The sequence below is a fragment of the Pseudomonas chaetocerotis genome (assembly GCF_015712105.2).
Classification (GTDB): domain Bacteria; phylum Pseudomonadota; class Gammaproteobacteria; order Pseudomonadales; family Pseudomonadaceae; genus Aquipseudomonas; species Aquipseudomonas chaetocerotis.
On the sequence record NZ_JACFYX020000002.1, the window covers coordinates 346,490 to 362,696 of the forward strand.

At 62.5% G+C, this 16,207-nt stretch carries 16 protein-coding genes; 11 read left to right on the top strand and 5 right to left on the bottom strand.

What is annotated here, in order from left to right; translation table 11 throughout:
• Positions 1–85 precede the first annotated feature (85 nt).
• Complete coding sequence (gene glsB, locus H3221_RS05595) at positions 86–994, bottom strand: glutaminase B (protein ID WP_196474266.1); 909 nt, start codon at positions 992–994, stop codon at positions 86–88.
• A 142-nt stretch (positions 995–1,136) separates the two neighbouring features.
• Between glsB and H3221_RS05600 the strand changes: the two genes are divergently transcribed.
• A complete protein-coding gene (locus H3221_RS05600) occupies positions 1,137–2,066 on the top strand; it encodes an AEC family transporter (RefSeq protein WP_196474265.1) in 930 nt (309 codons plus the stop codon).
• Here H3221_RS05600 and H3221_RS05605 read toward each other — a convergent pair.
• Positions 2,056–2,697: a hypothetical protein gene (locus H3221_RS05605; RefSeq protein WP_196474264.1), complete on the bottom strand. Its 642-nt coding sequence runs from the start codon at positions 2,695–2,697 to the stop codon at positions 2,056–2,058. The two genes, H3221_RS05600 and H3221_RS05605, sit on opposite strands and share 11 nt — an antisense overlap.
• Before the next feature lie 404 nt (positions 2,698–3,101).
• Between H3221_RS05605 and coxB the strand changes: the two genes are divergently transcribed.
• The 4 genes from coxB to H3221_RS05625 are packed head-to-tail and all read left to right on the top strand — an operon-like array spanning position 3,102 to position 7,281.
• Positions 3,102–4,226, top strand: coding sequence for a cytochrome c oxidase subunit II (gene coxB, locus H3221_RS05610; RefSeq protein WP_196474263.1), 1,125 nt, complete (start codon positions 3,102–3,104; stop codon positions 4,224–4,226).
• A 4-nt stretch (positions 4,227–4,230) separates the two neighbouring features.
• Positions 4,231–5,814, top strand: coding sequence for a cytochrome c oxidase subunit I (gene ctaD / locus H3221_RS05615; RefSeq protein WP_196474262.1), 1,584 nt, complete (start codon positions 4,231–4,233; stop codon positions 5,812–5,814).
• 10 nt (positions 5,815–5,824) lie between these two features.
• Positions 5,825–6,373, top strand: coding sequence for a cytochrome c oxidase assembly protein (locus tag H3221_RS05620; RefSeq protein ID WP_196474261.1), 549 nt, complete (start codon positions 5,825–5,827; stop codon positions 6,371–6,373).
• A gap of 11 nt (positions 6,374–6,384) precedes the next feature.
• Entirely contained in the window at positions 6,385–7,281 is an 897-nt protein-coding gene (locus H3221_RS05625; protein ID WP_021487545.1) for a cytochrome c oxidase subunit 3, read from the top strand.
• 6 nt (positions 7,282–7,287) lie between these two features.
• Here the strand turns inward: H3221_RS05625 and H3221_RS05630 are convergent, their stop codons facing one another.
• Positions 7,288–7,491: a twin transmembrane helix small protein gene (locus tag H3221_RS05630; RefSeq protein WP_196474260.1), complete on the bottom strand. Its 204-nt coding sequence runs from the start codon at positions 7,489–7,491 to the stop codon at positions 7,288–7,290.
• A 71-nt stretch (positions 7,492–7,562) separates the two neighbouring features.
• On the opposite strand from H3221_RS05630, the gene H3221_RS05635 reads away from it, so the two are divergent.
• The 5 genes from H3221_RS05635 to H3221_RS05655 are packed head-to-tail and all read left to right on the top strand — an operon-like array spanning position 7,563 to position 11,521.
• Positions 7,563–8,294, top strand: coding sequence for an SURF1 family protein (locus H3221_RS05635; protein ID WP_196474259.1), 732 nt, complete (start codon positions 7,563–7,565; stop codon positions 8,292–8,294).
• Positions 8,269–8,847: a hypothetical protein gene (locus H3221_RS05640; protein ID WP_196474258.1), complete on the top strand. Its 579-nt coding sequence runs from the start codon at positions 8,269–8,271 to the stop codon at positions 8,845–8,847. The genes H3221_RS05635 and H3221_RS05640 overlap by 26 nt, the downstream gene beginning before the upstream one ends.
• A gap of 55 nt (positions 8,848–8,902) precedes the next feature.
• Entirely contained in the window at positions 8,903–9,961 is a 1,059-nt protein-coding gene (locus H3221_RS05645) for a COX15/CtaA family protein (RefSeq protein ID WP_196474257.1), read from the top strand.
• A 19-nt stretch (positions 9,962–9,980) separates the two neighbouring features.
• On the top strand, positions 9,981–10,880 hold the full coding sequence (gene cyoE / locus H3221_RS05650; RefSeq protein WP_196474256.1) for a heme o synthase: 900 nt from the start codon (positions 9,981–9,983) through the stop codon (positions 10,878–10,880).
• 8 nt (positions 10,881–10,888) lie between these two features.
• Positions 10,889–11,521, top strand: coding sequence for an SCO family protein (locus H3221_RS05655; protein ID WP_192985434.1), 633 nt, complete (start codon positions 10,889–10,891; stop codon positions 11,519–11,521).
• Positions 11,522–11,609: 88 nt separating this feature from the next.
• On the opposite strand, the gene H3221_RS05660 is transcribed toward H3221_RS05655, so the two are convergent.
• Positions 11,610–12,560: a homoserine kinase gene (locus H3221_RS05660; protein ID WP_196474255.1), complete on the bottom strand. Its 951-nt coding sequence runs from the start codon at positions 12,558–12,560 to the stop codon at positions 11,610–11,612.
• 16 nt (positions 12,561–12,576) lie between these two features.
• Positions 12,577–12,861 carry a DUF2782 domain-containing protein gene (locus tag H3221_RS05665; RefSeq protein ID WP_196474401.1) on the bottom strand — a complete coding sequence of 95 codons (285 nt, stop codon included), beginning with the start codon at positions 12,859–12,861 and terminating at the stop codon, positions 12,577–12,579.
• 288 nt (positions 12,862–13,149) lie between these two features.
• Between H3221_RS05665 and polA the strand changes: the two genes are divergently transcribed.
• A complete protein-coding gene (gene polA / locus H3221_RS05670) occupies positions 13,150–15,945 on the top strand; it encodes a DNA polymerase I (RefSeq protein WP_196474254.1) in 2,796 nt (931 codons plus the stop codon).
• The last annotated feature ends 262 nt before the right edge of the window (positions 15,946–16,207 follow it).

The window sequence follows — 16,207 nt, forward strand, 5'->3', positions numbered from 1 at the left end:
TTGGCACTCTTGGCCTGAATGCGATTTGGGGAGCGCGGCCCCTTCCCCGGATTTCATCCGGGCTACGCAGCTGTAGCGCGTCGATTCAGAAGACCGACCAGCCAATACGCTCACTGAGCAGTTCCAGCGCCTTGATCCCTGCCAGGGAGTTACCCGCCGTGTTCAACTCCGGTGACCACACGCACACGCTGAACTGTCCTGGGACAACCGCGACGATGCCGCCGCCGACGCCGCTCTTGCCCGGCAGACCAACACGATAGGCGAAGTTACCGGCTTCGTCGTACAGCCCGCTGGTGGCCATGATGGCGTTGATCTGCTTCGTCTGGCGGGGCGACAGCACCTGCTCGCCGCTGTGCTGGCAGAAACCCTGGTTGGCCAGAAAACCGAAGGCGCGCGCCAGGTCGACGCAGCTCATGCGCAGCGCGCAGCAGCTGAAGTAGCTGCGCAGCACCGCTTCGACTTCGTTATGGAAATTGCCGAACGACTGCATCAGGTAGGCCGCTGCCGCGTTGCGCGCGCGGTGCTGGTACTCCGACTCGGCGACATGGTTGTCCACGGTGACCTCGGTGTTGCCCGACAGGCGCCGGACGAAGTCGCGCATCGACAGCGCCGGTGCGGCGTAGCGCGACTGGTTGATGTCGCAGATCACCAGGGCGCCGGCATTGATGAACGGATTGCGCGGTTTGCCACGTTCGAATTCGAGCTGCACCAGCGAGTTGAACGGCTGCCCGGACGGCTCGTGGCCCAGGCGCTGCCAGATGCTCTCGCCGCTGTGGCCGATGGCCTGGACCAGGCTGAACACCTTGGAAATGCTCTGAATCGAGAAGGGCGTACGTGCATCGCCGGCGACATGCACCTGGCCGTCGTTGCCATACACGGCGATGCCGAGTTGATCGGGCACCACGCCGGCCAGCGCGGGAATGTAGTCGGCTACCTTGCCCCGGCCAATCAGCGGGCGGACTTCATCGAGAATTTCGTTCAACAGCGCTTGCATGCTCAGGCTCGCGAGTAGGCCGGGCAACGTCCCGGCAGGTCAGTGCTAGACGCCTGCGGACGCTGCGGAATCACAGGCAGGCGCTTGCCCTGGGCGGCGTGGCCACCTAGGCTCGGTCCTCCCCTGTCGTTGGCGAAGTTCGATGTCCACCGTTCTCAATGTGCTGCTGCCTATCTTCGGCCTGATCCTGGTCGGATTCATCTGTCGGCGCACCAATCGTCTCGGGCCGACCGCGGCATCGGAGATGAACCGCTTCGTGGTCTGGCTCGGCCTGCCGGCGTTGCTGTTCAGCCTCACGGCCAAGGCCGACTGGACGCAGATCTGGCAGCCCGGTTTTTTGCTGGCCTTCACCGGCGGCATGCTCGCGGTGTTTCTGATCACGCTGGTGTACCGCTGGAAAACCACTGGCAGCCTGGTCGACGCCAGCATCGATGGGCTCAGTGCCGGTTATGCCAATACCGGCTATATCGGCATTCCACTGTGCGTGCTGGTGCTGGGTGAGGACGGCATGGCGCCCGCGCTGATCGCCTCGCTGCTGGTGGTCTGCGTGCTGTTCGGCCTGGCGGTGGTATGCATCGAGGTGGGTCTGCAGAGTAAGAAGGGGTTGGGCGGCGCAATCGCTCAGGTGGTCACCGCGCTGTTGAAGAATCCGCTGGTGGTGGCGCCACTGCTTGGTGCTGCCTGGGCGTTTGGCGGCGTGCAGATGCCCTCGGCGCTGGACGAGTTTCTGCGCCTGCTCGGCGCGGCCACCGTACCCTGTGCACTGGTGTCGCTGGGGTTGTTCCTGGCGCAGCGGCAGAGCGGGCCGAGCGAAGGCGCCTGGCCGTTGGTGGCCCTGAAGCTGGTGCTGCAACCGCTGGTGACCTGGTTCATTGCCTTCGTGCTGCTTGACCTGCCGCCGTTCTGGGCGCATGCCGCGCTGTTGCTCAGCGCACTGCCAACGGGCACCGGGCCGTTCATGCTTGCAGAGTACTACCAGCGCCAGGCGGCGCTGGTTTCGCGGGCGATCCTGTTCTCTACCCTCGGTTCGCTGCTGACCCTGTCGCTGATTCTGCTGGCGATCACCCCTTGAGCTGCAGCTCCACGCCCAACTGCTGCGACAGGCAGGGCCAGCGCTGCCAGGCCGATGCGGTATCCGGTGCCGCCAGGCGCTCACGGTAGGCCTGCACCGAGGGTTGGTCGAAGCTGGCGTCATCGAGCATGCCGGCCAGGGCATGATGCACGGCCTCGTCGAGCTGGTTGGCGAAGGGTTCGCCGATCAACTGATGAGCAATCAGGTTGGCGCGTGTAGTGTCCAGCGGGATCAGCGGCTGGCCAAGGTGGGCGATATAGCGGTCATTGACCTCCTCCACCAGGCGATGGGCCAGATAGGCTTCGTCGAGCAGGCCTTCGAGACCTTCATGGCCCTCCATTAGCGCCGGTGGTTGCAGGAAGAAATGCTCAGCGATCTTCAGCACCGGTTTCACAGCCGCCTCGATTCCCGCTTCGCGCGCGACTTCGGCGGCCGCGTCGAGCACGTCCGGCACCTCCTCGATGTAAGCGATGACGAATGCGCTCAGCGTCCCCGGCGCATCCTCCTCCGGCAGGCGGATTGACGGGTGCAGGCGATCCCGCTGAGCCTGCAGCAAGCGCGAGAGCGCCTGGCTGCCGCTTTCCTGCTGGCGAGCCTGGGCGATCAATTGACGAAGGGCGACGGTGTTCATGACGGCTCCTACATTTCAGGACATGGGCGTGAACATTAGCCGGCTGTTTGGTCGGGCTAAGACGCGATTGTCATAATTTTTTCATACTTATGCGAGTTCGCTATAACGACCTGTATCAGAAAGGCTACACCCCGCGTCAGTCGGGGCGTTTAGGACAGGGCCTGCGCGCCTTCGGCCATTTTTGCGTACACGTTGCGAGGTGAAACTCGCCGTCTATACTCGAGTTCGAAAGGCAGTACCTGATGGAACCGGACGAGCTCAGGCACGGAGAGGTTTCGGCAGTAGTCGCCAGCAGTTGAGCACGGTGCGCGGACAGTGAGTTCGCCTTGGCGCTCCATGGCAGTCGATCCCTTAGCCGCAGGCTCAGCCGGCGGGATAACAAGAACAATCAAGGGGAACCCGCAATGATGCGACATCCACGAGTCTGGATGGGCCTCCTGCTGTGGCTGGCATTAGGCTCGGCGCACGCGCAGTGGACGGTCAATATGGCGCCCGGTGTAACCGACGTCAGCCGCTCCGTCTTCGATCTGCACATGACCATTTTCTGGATCTGCGTTGTGATCGGTGTGATCGTGTTCGGCGCCATGTTCTGGTCAATGATCATGCACCGCCGCTCCACCGGCCAGAAACCCGCGCATTTTCACGAAAGCACCACCGTCGAGATTCTCTGGACCGTGGTGCCGTTGGCCATTCTGGTGGTGATGGCGATTCCGGCGACCAAGACGCTGATCGAGATCTACGACACCTCCGAGTCCGAGCTGGATATCCAGGTCACCGGCTACCAGTGGAAGTGGCACTACAAGTACCTGGGTCAGGACGTCGAGTTCTTCAGCAACCTCACCACGCCGCGCTCGCAGATCGACAACCGTGAAACCAAGGGCGAACACTACCTGCTGGAAGTCGACGAGCCGCTGGTGGTGCCGGTGGGCACCAAAGTGCGCTTCCTGATTACCGCCGCCGACGTCATCCATTCCTGGTGGGTGCCGGCACTGGCGGTGAAGAAGGACGCCATTCCCGGTTTCATCAATGAATCCTGGACACGCATCGAAGAGCCCGGCATCTACCGTGGCCAGTGCACCGAGCTGTGCGGCAAGGACCACGGTTTCATGCCGGTGGTGGTCGAGGCCAAGTCCAAGGAAGACTTCGACGCCTGGCTGGCCGAGCGCAAGCAGGCCGCTGCCGCCGAGCGTGAGCTGACCAGCAAGGAGTGGACCATGGAAGAGCTGATGGCACGCGGTGAGAAGGCCTACAACACCGCCTGTGCAGCCTGCCACCAGCCTACCGGTGAAGGTTTGCCACCGATGTTCCCGGCGCTCAAGGGCTCAGCCATCGCCAAGGGGGCTGCCGAGGGCCATATCGACATCGTCTACAACGGCAAGCCGGGCACCTCCATGGCCGCCTTCGGCAAGCAGCTGTCGCCGGTCGACCTGGCCGCCATCATCACCTACGAGCGCAACGCCTGGGGCAACAATGTCGGTGACATGGTCACGCCCAAGGACATTCTCGATTTCTCCAAGGCGCAGGAGTAAGGACATGAGTGCAGTGATCGACCACGGTCATACTGACCACCACCATGGCCCGGCCAAGGGCCTGATGCGCTGGGTACTGACCACCAACCACAAGGACATCGGCACGATGTACCTGTGGTTCAGCTTCTGCATGTTCCTGCTGGGCGGCTCGATGGCCATGGTCATCCGCGCCGAGCTGTTCCAGCCTGGCTTGCAGATCGTGCAGCCGGAATTCTTCAACCAGATGACCACCATGCATGGCCTGATCATGGTCTTCGGCGCGGTGATGCCGGCCTTCGTCGGCCTGGCCAACTGGATGATCCCGCTGATGATTGGCGCGCCGGACATGGCTCTGCCACGGATGAACAACTTCAGCTTCTGGCTGTTGCCGGCGGCCTTCGGTCTGCTGGTCTCGACGCTGTTCATGGAAGGTGGCGGGCCGAACTTCGGCTGGACCTTCTACGCGCCGCTGTCGACCACCTACGGGCCGGAGAGCACGACCTTCTTCATCTTCGCCGTGCACCTGATGGGCATCAGTTCGATCATGGGGGCGATCAACGTGGTCGCCACCATCCTCAACCTGCGCGCTCCCGGCATGACCCTGATGAAGATGCCGCTGTTCGTCTGGACCTGGCTGATCACCGCCTTCCTGCTGATCGCCGTGATGCCGGTACTGGCTGGCTGCGTGACCATGATGCTGATGGACATTCACTTCGGCACCAGCTTCTTCAACGCCGCTGGCGGTGGTGATCCGGTCTTGTTCCAGCACGTGTTCTGGTTCTTCGGCCACCCCGAGGTGTACATCATGATCCTGCCCGCCTTCGGCGCGGTCAGCTCGATCATTCCGGCGTTCGCGCGCAAGCCGCTGTTCGGCTACACCTCGATGGTCTACGCCACGGCGGCGATCGCCTTCCTGTCGTTCATCGTCTGGGCACACCACATGTTCACTGTCGGCATTCCGCTGACCGGCGAGCTGTTCTTCATGTACGCCACCATGCTGATCGCCGTGCCCACCGGGGTGAAGGTGTTCAATTGGGCCAGCACCATGTGGCAGGGCTCGATGACCTTCGAGGCGCCGATGCTGTTCTCGGTGGCCTTCGTCATCCTGTTCACCATCGGCGGTTTTTCCGGGCTGATGCTGGCCATCGCCCCGGCGGACTTCCAGTACCACGACACCTACTTCGTGGTGGCCCACTTCCACTACGTGCTGGTGCCCGGTGCGATCTTTGGCATCTTCGCTTCGGCCTACTACTGGCTGCCCAAGTGGACCGGCCATATGTATGACGAAACCCTGGGCAAGCTGCATTTCTGGATGAGTTTCATCGGCATGAACCTGGCGTTCTTCCCGATGCACTTCGTTGGCCTGGCCGGCATGCCACGGCGTATTCCCGACTACAACATGATGTTCGCCAACTTCAACATGGTCTCCAGCATCGGCGCCTTCATGTTCGGGGCCACTCAGCTGTTGTTCCTGTTCATCGTCATCAAGTGCATCCGCGGCGGCAAGCCGGCCCCGGCCAAACCCTGGGATGGTGCCGAAGGCCTGGAGTGGACGGTGCCGTCACCGGCGCCTTACCACACTTTCAGCACGCCGCCGGAAGTGAAATAGGAGGTCTGCCGTGAGCGAGGTCATCGCGACTCATCGCCTGGTTACCCGTCTGCTGCTCGTGGTGGTAGTGATGTTCTGCTTCGGCATCTTCGTCCTGCCGCCGTTCTATGACGCCATGTGCCGGGTGTTCGGCATCAACGGCAAGACGGCCGGAGCCTACCAGGGCGAGCAGATGGTGGACGAGCAGCGTCAGGTGCGCGTGCAGTTTCTCGCCACCAATGCCGCCGGCATGGTCTGGGAGTTCGGCCCGCAGGCTGACGAGATACTGGTTCACCCGGGTGAGTCGCGCGACATGCTGTTCGTCGCCTACAACCCCAGCGACCAGCCGATGAGCGCGCAGGCGATCCCGAGCGTATCGCCTTCGAAAGCGGCGGCCTTCTTTCACAAGACCGAGTGTTTCTGCTTTACCCAGCAGGTGTTGCAACCGGGCGAGCGCATCGAAATGCCGGTGCGTTTCATCGTCGACAGAGACTTGCCCAAGGACGTGAAGCACCTGACCCTGGGCTACACCCTGTTCGATATCACCGCGCGCAAACCGCCAGTGGCACAGGCTCCATAAGGAGAACAACAATGTCGAGTCACGAAAGTCACGAGAACTATTACGTACCGGCGCAGAGCAAGTGGCCCATCGTCGCCACTATCGGGCTGCTGGTCAGCTTCTACGGTGTCGGCACCTGGTTCAACGATCTGTCGGCGGGCCGCGAGGGTTCCAACGGGCCGCTGATCTTCTTCGTCGGCGGGCTGATTCTGGCCTGGATGCTGTTCGGCTGGTTCGGCAACGTCATCAAGGAAAGTCGTAGCGGTCTGTACAGCGCGCAGATGGACCGCTCCTTTCGCTGGGGCATGAGCTGGTTCATCTTCTCCGAGGTGATGTTCTTCGCCGCCTTCTTCGGCGCCCTGTTCTATATCCGTACTTGGGCCGGACCCTGGCTTGGCGGCGAGGGTGACAAGGGCGTGGCCAACATGCTCTGGGAAGGTTTCGAATACAGCTGGCCGCTGCTGCAGAACCCCGACTCCAAGCTGTTCCCGCCGCCAACCGGAGTGATCGACCCCTGGCACCTGCCGCTGGTCAACACCATCTTGCTGGTTTCATCCAGCTTCACCATTACCCTGGCTCACCACGCGCTGAAAAAGAACCACCGTGGCCCGCTCAAGGCCTGGCTGGCGGCGACCATCGTCCTCGCCCTGGCGTTCCTGTTCTTTCAGGTCGAGGAATACATCGAGGCCTATACCGAGCTGGGGCTGACCCTGGGCTCAGGCATCTATGGCGCCACCTTCTTCATGCTCACCGGCTTCCACGGCGCGCATGTGACCTTGGGCACCATCATCCTGATCGTGATGCTGGTGCGCATCACGCGCGGGCATTTCGACGCCGATCAGCACTTCGGCTTCGAGGCCGCCGCCTGGTACTGGCACTTCGTTGATGTGGTCTGGCTGGGGTTGTTCGTCTTCGTCTACGTACTGTAGCGGGGGCTACCACGTAACGTGGGACACCAGTTGCCCTGAGTAGAAGCCCCAGGCGACCAGGGCAACGGTAATGGCGGTCAGGCCGACACGGACAGTCAGCGCGCCGACCACGCGGGAACCATGGCCTTCGTCCTTGACCAGGAAGAACAGGCCGCTGAACAGGCTGGCGATGGTCGCCAGCAGCATGAGGACGATCACGGCCTTGAGCATGTGAGACTCCGGGGGATTCGAGTGATGCAGTGCAGTATAGCCAGCAACCCCGATCGTAACGGAGGCGTGCAATGAGCGCCTTTCGTCCCGGTTGGCTGCCCAGCCTTGTGGTTGCCCTGCTACTGCCGGGGTTGCTCTGGCTGGGCTTCTGGCAACTGCAGCGTGGCGATGAGAAGCGCCAACTGCTGGCCAGCTTCGAGGCGCGGCGCCAGGCCGAGCCGATCACTCTCGAGCAGCTCGAGCCCATGCGTGATCCCGTCTACCGCCGCGTTCAGCTGCGTGGACACTTCGATACCGAGCACAGCCTGCTGCTAGACAGCCGCATTCGTGATGGTCATGCCGGAGTCGAGCTGCTGCAGCCTTTTTACGATCAGTCCAGCGGACTCTGGGTGTTGCTCAATCGTGGCTGGCTACCCTGGCCGGACCGGCGCACGCCGCCGCACTTCGACAGCCTCGATGGCGTGCTGCAACTCACTGCCTGGGTCTACGTGGCGCCCTCTGGCGGTCTGAATTTGCGATCCGACGCGGCATCCGAAGGCTGGCCGCGACTGATCACGCAGGTCGAGGCCGGCAGCCTCTGGCGTCAGCTTGGCCGCGGTGGCCTGCCCTTCGAGGTGCGCCTGGAGTCCGGGCCCGCCAGTTATCGCGTCGACTGGCCAATCGTGGCCATGAGCCCCAGCAAGCATCTGGGCTATGCGGTGCAGTGGTTCTCCCTGGCTGCCGCGCTGCTTGGCCTGTTCATCTATCTCGGAATTCACAATGCACGGGAGCATCGTCATGAACCCAGCCATCGCCATGCCTGAGGCACCGCGCAAGGGGCGTGGTCGCCTACAGTTGTTGTTGATCCTGGCCATTGCCATCGGCCCGATGTTCCTGGCCAGCGCCATGTACCAATGGCGCTTCTGGGTACCGGAGACGCGCAGCTACCACGGTGTGCTGATCGGCGATGGGCGCACCCTTGCCGATCTCGGCGTGCAGGGTGAAGTTGAACCGCTGTGGCAGATTCTGGTGACAGCACCGGGCGCATGTGAGGCCGACTGTCAGCAGCTGGTTTACCTGGCGCGGCAGATCCAGATCGGCCTCAATCGCGAGACTGCCCGCGCCAGTCACGGCCTGGCGCTGGCCGAACCATTGCCGGCCGAGTACGACGCCACGCTCAAGCGTGAGTACCCGCAGCTTGGACGCTATGAGCTGGATCTGCAGGCCTACGACAAGGCCGCCAAGTCGGTGCCGGGTGCACAGCTGTGGCTGGTCGACCCGCACGGCAATCTGGTGCTGCGCTATCCGGCCGGGAGCAAGGGCAAGGACATTCTCGATGATCTGCGCTACCTGCTGAAAATTTCCCTGATCGGTTGATGCCGCGCCCTGTCCGTATCAACAGAGCGTCAGGCCCAGTGCCCAAGGAGTAGACATGCACAAGCCCGGATACCGTCTTGCGTTGTTCGCGACCCTCCTGACCGTGGTGGTGGTGCTGCTAGGTGCCTACACCCGACTGACCCATGCCGGCCTGGGTTGCCCGGACTGGCCGGGTTGTTATGGTTTTCTCGGCGTGCCGATGAGCGAGCACAAGCAGGCCATCGCCGAGGCGCGATTTCCCGAGGCCCCGGTAGAGGTCGCCAAGGGCTGGTACGAGATGATCCATCGCTACTTTGCCGGTGCGCTGGGGTTGGTGATTCTCGTCATTGCGGCTCAGGCCGTGCGCCGTCGCGCAGAGCCAACCCAGCCGCTCAAGTTGCCGTTGGCGATTCTGGCGCTGGTGATCCTGCAGGGCGCATTCGGCATGTGGACAGTCACGCTGCAGCTGTGGCCGCAGGTGGTAACAGCTCATCTGCTCGGCGGCTTCGCCACGCTCAGCCTGCTGACCTTGCTCACGTTGCGCCTGTCTGGACGCTTCGCCCCGCTGCAGCTGCCGGGGAGCCTGCGGACATTGGCAGCGGCTTGCTTGCTGCTGGTGATTGGGCAGATCACCCTCGGCGGTTGGGTCAGCTCCAATTACGCTGCGGTTGCCTGCGTCGACCTGCCCACCTGTCACGGCGAGTGGTGGCCGGCAATGGATTTCGGCAAGGGCTTTCACCTGACCCAGCACATCGGTCCCAACTACCTGGGCGGACAGCTCGACAGTGACGCGCGCACCGCGATTCACATGAGCCATCGCATCGGTGCACTGCTGGTGACGCTGGCGCTGTTAGTACTGGCCTGGCGACTGCATGCAGCCAGACTGTCGCGCTTGTCTGCTCTGCTACTGCTGGCGCTGGCTGTACAGATCGGCCTGGGCATCAGCAATGTGATCTTCCATCTGCCACTGCTGGTGGCGGTAGCGCACAACGCAGGTGGTGCGGCCCTGCTGCTGGTGATGGTGCTGATCAACTATCGCCTGAGGGCTGCTTCTGCGGCTACTCGCGAAGCATCCGCTCTCGCGGGTGCACGCGTGTCTCTTGCGTCCAACGGTCTGCTTCAGGCCGGCAAATAACGATTCAGGGAGAAATGCCATGGCGACAATGCTGCGAGCTCACGCCGAACAGGCCACCTGGCGAGATTATCTGGAGCTGACCAAACCACGGGTGGTGATGCTGATGCTGATCACCTCGCTGGTCGGCATGTTCCTCGCCACCCGTGCCGGTGTGCCCTGGACGGTGCTGCTGTTCGGCAACCTTGGCATCGGCCTGTGTGCCGGCGCGGCGGCTGCGGTCAACCACGTGGTGGATCGACGTATCGACTCGATCATGGCGCGCACGCACAAACGTCCGGTCACCGCCGGGCGGGTCTCGCCGGTCGCTGCGCTGACCTTCGCGCTGCTGTTGGCCATCGCCGGCATGAGCCTGCTGATGGTGTTCACCAACGAGCTGGCCGCCTGGCTGACCCTTGCCTCATTGCTCGGTTATGCGGTGATCTACACCGGCTTTCTCAAGCGCGCCACGCCGCAGAACATCGTCATCGGCGGCCTGGCTGGCGCTGCCCCCCCGCTGCTGGGCTGGGTCGCCGTCACCGGTCACCTGAGCGCCGAGGCGCTGCTGCTGGTGCTGATCATCTTCGCCTGGACACCTCCACATTTCTGGGCGCTGGCCATTCATCGCAAGGCCGAATACGCCAAGGCGGACATCCCCATGCTGCCGGTTACCCATGGCGAGCACTACACCAAGGTGCATATCCTGCTCTACACCCTGGTGATGTTCGCGGTGACCTTGCTGCCCTACGCCATCCACATGAGCGGGCCACTTTATCTGGTATGCGCCCTGCTGCTCGGTGGCCGCTTCCTGCACTGGGCCTGGGTGCTGTACCGTGACAGCAAACCGCACGCGGCGATCAACACCTTCAAGTACAGTATCTGGTACCTGTTTCTGCTGTTCATCGCTTTGCTGGCGGATCATTACCTGCTGCTGAATATCTAAGGTTTTTCATGACGCGTACTCAGACCACTGTTTTCGTCCTCGTTGCCATCGTTGCTCTGGTGCTGGGCCTGACCGTCAACAAGGTGCTCAACAGCAAGAGCCAGGGTGACCCGGCGGCACTGCTCGATGCCGGTATCGTGCTTCTACCGCAGAACCGCAGCCTGCCAGCGCTGAGCCTGATCGATCAGGACGGCAAGGAGGTCGCGGTGGATCAGCTCAAGGGTGAATGGAGCCTGCTGTTCTTTGGCTACACCTTCTGCCCGGACATCTGCCCGGCCACCCTCGCTCAGCTGCGCCAGTTGCAGACTCAACTGCCCGAAGAAACCCGTGCACGGCTGAACGTGGTGATGGTCAGCGTGGACCCCCACCGTGACACGCCGGAGCAACTGAGCAAGTACCTGGGCTTCTTCAATGCGGGCTTCAAAGGCCTGACCGGCGAAGAGGAAACCCTGCAGAAATTCGCCAACTCGGTGAGCATTCCCTACATCCCGGCTGACACCAGCAAGGAAAACTACACCGTCGATCACAGCGGCAATCTGGTGATCATCGGCCCGGATGGCACCCAGCGTGGCTTTATCCGTGCGCCGATCAACAACGCCAAGCTGGCGGCACAACTGCCGGGGCTGGTTTCGGGTAGCTAAAGGCACGCCCGTGTCTGCGTAGGGTGGATGACGCTCTTTTCATCCACCGCAGTGCGCGCCATGGTGGATCGATGAAGCGTGATCCACCCTACAAGGCGAATGGCAGGGGCAGGTTGATCTGCTGGCGCTGCGCCAGGCGCCGTTGGAATTCGGCCGGATCATGAATCAGCACTTCCTGCCCGGCGAACGACTCGGCGGCGATCAGGCGTGACAGCCAGAAACGCACGCAGGCCACGCGCAACATGGCCGGCCACAGCTGTGCTTCGGCGGCGGTGAAGGGGCGTAGCGCCGCATAGGCGCCGAGCAGCGCACGGGCGCGAGCGCTGTCGAGGCTGCCGTCTTCGTGTGAGCACCAGTCGTTCAGGGTGATGGCCAGGTCGTAGAGCATCGGCCCGGAGCAGGCGTTGTAGAAGTCGATCACCCCGGCCAGATGGTTGCCGTCGAATAGCACGTTGTCGCGGAACAGATCGGCGTGCAGGTTTGCCCGCGGCAAAGCCAGGATGCGCGGCTTCAGCTCGGCGATCTCGGCCAGCGCATCACGTAGCAGCGGCAATGCCTGCTCATCGAGCTTCAACGCCTGACTCGGGCCTTCGGCGAGCATCCAGTCCAGGCCGCGGTCGCTGCGACGTTCCACCGGCTGTTCGCGAGTCGCCAGGTGGATGCGGGCCAGCAGGCTACCCACTTCCTGACAGTGATGCGCATTGGCCTCGCGCACATGCTTGCCGGACAGCCGTGGCTGCAGCAGCGCCGGTTTCTCTGCCAGGCTGCGCAGTGCCTCACCCTCCTGCGTACGCAGGGCGTAGGGCACTGGCAGGCCGGCATCGTGCAGCACATCGAGTAATTCGATGAAGAACGGCAGGTCGGCCACTGGCCCGCGTTCGACCAGGGTCAGAACGTACTCACCCTGCTCCAGGCTGACGAAGAAGTTGCTGTTTTCGCTGCCCGCAGCAATGCCCTGGAAATCACGCAACCGACCAAGCCCGTAGGGCGCCAGGAAGACTTCGAGCTCATGACGCTCCAGGGGGGTGAATACCGACATATCAGACCTTAATCGCTTACCAGCTAAAGATTTCCCACGATGGGATCAGCATGTCCGGATCGTCCGAACGTACGAAGCTGCCGTCGCTGCCATCGGCGCGAACGAGAAAGTAGGGTTTACCGTTCTTCGGGATGACCTTGATTGCATAGAGGAAGCCATTGACCCGGTATTCCTGAATGGTGCGGTCGCCGTCCTGGCGGATGGTCACGTCCGGATCACCCGAGACCGGATCCTCGGCATGCGCGGCAAGCGGGAGACAGGCCAGCAGGCCGACCAGTAAAAGGCGTTTGGCTGTACCCATGATAACCTTGCTCCTTGTATTCAATGATGCAGCCATTCTAACAGGCCGCTGAAAAACTACCTGCGTTGCCATTGCTGCGTTAAAAAACAGGCTCGGAATGCTCATTTACAGCTCGTAAAGTCGAGCGCGACTCCGATCGTTCCTCGCCTGTTTGATTCGCTGGCGCTCACCCTTCGGGCCAGCCTTTGGCTGTTACTCCCGCCGGTCGTTGCGCCTTGCACTGGCTGCCTCGCCTACGTTTTTCAACTACCTGTAATACTGCACCCGCCGAAAAGGTTGATTCCGCGCATGAGCCAAGCCCCCCTCATTCTGGTCGACGGTTCCTCGTACCTGTACCGTGCCTTCCACGCCCTGCCGCCGCTGACCACTTCCAAGGGCATGCCCACCGGAGCGGTAAAAGGAGTGCTGAACATGCTCAAGAGCCTGCGCAAGCAGTACCCGAGCAGCCCCTTCGCCGTGGTCTTCGACGCCAAGGGCGGCACCTTTCGCGACGAGCTGTTCGCCGAGTACAAGGCTAATCGCCCTTCCATGCCGGACGAACTGCGCGTCCAGGTCGAGCCGTTGCATGCCAGCGTGCGCGCCCTGGGTCTGCCGCTGCTTTGCGTCGAAGGCGTTGAAGCTGACGACGTGATCGGTACCCTGGCCCGCCAGGCGGCCGGGGAAAAGCGCGACGTGGTGATCTCCACCGGCGACAAGGACATGGCGCAGCTGGTCTGCCCGCACGTTACGCTGGTCAATACCATGACCGGAAGCGTCTACGATGCCGATGGCGTAAAGGAGAAATTCGGTGTCGGCCCTGAGCTGATCATCGACTACCTGGCGCTGATGGGCGACAAGGTCGACAACATTCCGGGTGTGCCCGGCGTCGGTGAGAAGACCGCTCTCGGCCTGCTGGTGGGCATCGGCGGTGGTCTCGACGTGCTCTACGCCAACCTCGACAAGGTCCCCGAGCTGCCGATCCGCGGTGCCAAGGGCTTGCCGGCCAAGCTCGAAGAGCACCGCGAGATGGCCTACCTGTCCTATCAGCTGGCAACCATCAAAACGGACGTGCCGCTGAACATCGAGATCGACTCGCTGCATCCGGGCGAGCCGGATCAGGCCGCGCTGGTGCAACTCTACGGTGAACTGGAATTCAAGAACTGGCTGGACGACCTGCTCCGTCAGAACAAGTCGCTGGCCGCCAAGGCTGCTGCGCCGGCTGGCGATCTGTTCGCCGAACCCGCTGGCGAAACCGTCGAAGCAGCCGCTGAACCAATGCCGCCGAGCGATGGTGATTACCAACTGGTGCTGGAGCAGGCGCAGTTCGATGCCTGGCTGAAGAAGCTGGAGCAGGCCGAACTGATCGCCTTCGACAGCGAGACCACCAGCATTGACGCCCAGCAGGCACAGCTGGTCGGTCTGTCCTTCGCGGTCAAGGCCGGCGAAGCGGCTTACCTGCCGCTAGCGCATAGCTACATGGGCGTGCCGCAACAGCTCGATCGTGATGCGGTGCTCAAGGCGCTCAAACCTATCCTTGAAGACCCGGCCAAGGCCAAGGTCGGCCAGCACGCCAAGTACGACATCAACGTCCTGGCCAATGCCAGCACACCGATTGCCGTGCAGGGCGTGGCCTTCGACACCATGCTCGAATCCTACGTGCTGGACTCCACCGCCACCCGCCATGACATGGACAGCCTGGCGCTGAAATACCTGAACCACAGCACCATTCGCTTCGAGGACATCGCCGGCAAGGGCGCCAAACAACTGACCTTCGATCAGATCGCCCTGGAGCAGGCCGGCCCTTACGCCGCCGAGGATGCCGATGTCACCCTGCGCCTGCACCTAGAGTTGTGGGGCCGGCTGCAGTCCTTACCATCGCTGGCCAGGGTGCTGCGCGAGATCGAAATCCCGCTGGTGCCGGTGCTGGCACGTATCGAGCGCAACGGCGCGCTGGTCGACGCCAAGCTGCTCGGTGAGCAGAGCGTCGAGCTGGGCGAAAAACTGGTGGAGCTGGAACGCAAGGCATTCGAGATCGCTGGCGAGGCGTTCAACCTCGCATCGCCCAAGCAGCTGGGCGTGATCCTCTACGAGAAACTGGGTTATCCGGTGATCAGCAAGACCGCCAAGGGCCAGCCTTCCACTGCCGAAGCGGTTCTCGCCGAACTGGCCGAGCAGGACTTCGAACTGCCCAAGGTGCTGATGCAGTACCGCTCCCTGAGCAAGCTCAAGAGCACCTATACCGACAAGCTGCCGGAGCAGATCAACCCGCGTACCGGGCGCATCCACACCAGCTATCACCAGGCAGTGGCCGCCACCGGCCGCCTGTCGTCGAGCGACCCGAACCTGCAGAACATCCCGATCCGCACCGCCGAAGGGCGACGTATCCGTCAGGCCTTCGTCGCGCCCAAGGGCTACAAGCTGATGGCGGCGGACTACTCGCAGATCGAGCTGCGTATCATGGCTCACCTGGCCAAGGATGAAGGGCTGCTGGACGCTTTCCGCCATGACCTGGACGTGCACAAGGCCACGGCTGCCGAGGTGTTCGGCGTGGCGCTGGAAGAGGTGACCAGCGACCAGCGACGCAAGGCCAAGGCCATCAACTTCGGCCTGATCTACGGCATGAGTGCCTTCGGCCTGGCCAAGCAGATCGACGTCGAACGCAAGGAGGCGCAAGCCTACATCGACCGTTACTTCGCTCGCTATCCGGGCGTGCTGACCTACATGGAGCGCACCCGTGCGCAGGCTGCCGAGCAGGGGTACGTGGAGACGGTCTACGGCCGTCGTCTCTACCTGCCGGAGATCCATGCGCAGAATCAGGCCATGCGCAAGGGCGCCGAGCGCGCGGCGATCAACGCGCCCATGCAGGGCACTGCGGCGGACATCATCAAACGCGCCATGATCGCCGTGGACGGCTGGCTGCAGGACAGCGGTATCGATGCGCGCATCATCCTGCAGGTGCACGACGAACTGGTACTGGAGGTGCGCGAGGAGCTGATCGATGAGGTCAGCGCCAAACTCAAGAGCCTGATGAGTGGTGCCGCCGAGTTGGACGTGCCGCTGCTGGTGGACGTGGGTGTCGGCGTCAACTGGGACGAGGCACACTAATCCCCGTCGCCGCGGCGCAATGCCGCGGCCGCTCTAGCTTTGGGGTTTCAGGGAATCAAAAGGCGCTTTCTTATTGCAAATGGTTTTTAAAAAGGCGATGAACTTTCCGCAAACCCATCCGGTCAGAGTTCATGAATGGCCGCAAAGCCCTTCAATGCTCCTTTGTTGTGTTAAGTGTTGGCAGACATCTGAACCCCGCCCTAGCGGTTCAGACCTTGAACCCCGAACTTCTCCCTCCCCATACGAAGCTCGGGGTTTTTTT

What these genes read in the sequence shown, in the direction of transcription:
- glsB (WP_196474266.1), bottom strand. Translation starts at nt 994, where the DNA reads ATGCAAGCGCTGTTGAACGAAATTCTCGATGAAGTCCGCCCGCTGATT.
- H3221_RS05600 (WP_196474265.1), top strand. Translation starts at nt 1,137, where the DNA reads ATGTCCACCGTTCTCAATGTGCTGCTGCCTATCTTCGGCCTGATCCTG.
- H3221_RS05605 (WP_196474264.1), bottom strand. Translation starts at nt 2,697, where the DNA reads ATGAACACCGTCGCCCTTCGTCAATTGATCGCCCAGGCTCGCCAGCAG.
- coxB (WP_196474263.1), top strand. Translation starts at nt 3,102, where the DNA reads ATGATGCGACATCCACGAGTCTGGATGGGCCTCCTGCTGTGGCTGGCA.
- ctaD (WP_196474262.1), top strand. Translation starts at nt 4,231, where the DNA reads ATGAGTGCAGTGATCGACCACGGTCATACTGACCACCACCATGGCCCG.
- H3221_RS05625 (WP_021487545.1), top strand. Translation starts at nt 6,385, where the DNA reads ATGTCGAGTCACGAAAGTCACGAGAACTATTACGTACCGGCGCAGAGC.
- H3221_RS05630 (WP_196474260.1), bottom strand. Translation starts at nt 7,491, where the DNA reads ATGCTCAAGGCCGTGATCGTCCTCATGCTGCTGGCGACCATCGCCAGC.
- H3221_RS05635 (WP_196474259.1), top strand. Translation starts at nt 7,563, where the DNA reads ATGAGCGCCTTTCGTCCCGGTTGGCTGCCCAGCCTTGTGGTTGCCCTG.
- H3221_RS05640 (WP_196474258.1), top strand. Translation starts at nt 8,269, where the DNA reads ATGAACCCAGCCATCGCCATGCCTGAGGCACCGCGCAAGGGGCGTGGT.
- H3221_RS05645 (WP_196474257.1), top strand. Translation starts at nt 8,903, where the DNA reads ATGCACAAGCCCGGATACCGTCTTGCGTTGTTCGCGACCCTCCTGACC.
- cyoE (WP_196474256.1), top strand. Translation starts at nt 9,981, where the DNA reads ATGGCGACAATGCTGCGAGCTCACGCCGAACAGGCCACCTGGCGAGAT.
- H3221_RS05655 (WP_192985434.1), top strand. Translation starts at nt 10,889, where the DNA reads ATGACGCGTACTCAGACCACTGTTTTCGTCCTCGTTGCCATCGTTGCT.
- H3221_RS05660 (WP_196474255.1), bottom strand. Translation starts at nt 12,560, where the DNA reads ATGTCGGTATTCACCCCCCTGGAGCGTCATGAGCTCGAAGTCTTCCTG.
- H3221_RS05665 (WP_196474401.1), bottom strand. Translation starts at nt 12,861, where the DNA reads ATGGGTACAGCCAAACGCCTTTTACTGGTCGGCCTGCTGGCCTGTCTC.
- polA (WP_196474254.1), top strand. Translation starts at nt 13,150, where the DNA reads ATGAGCCAAGCCCCCCTCATTCTGGTCGACGGTTCCTCGTACCTGTAC.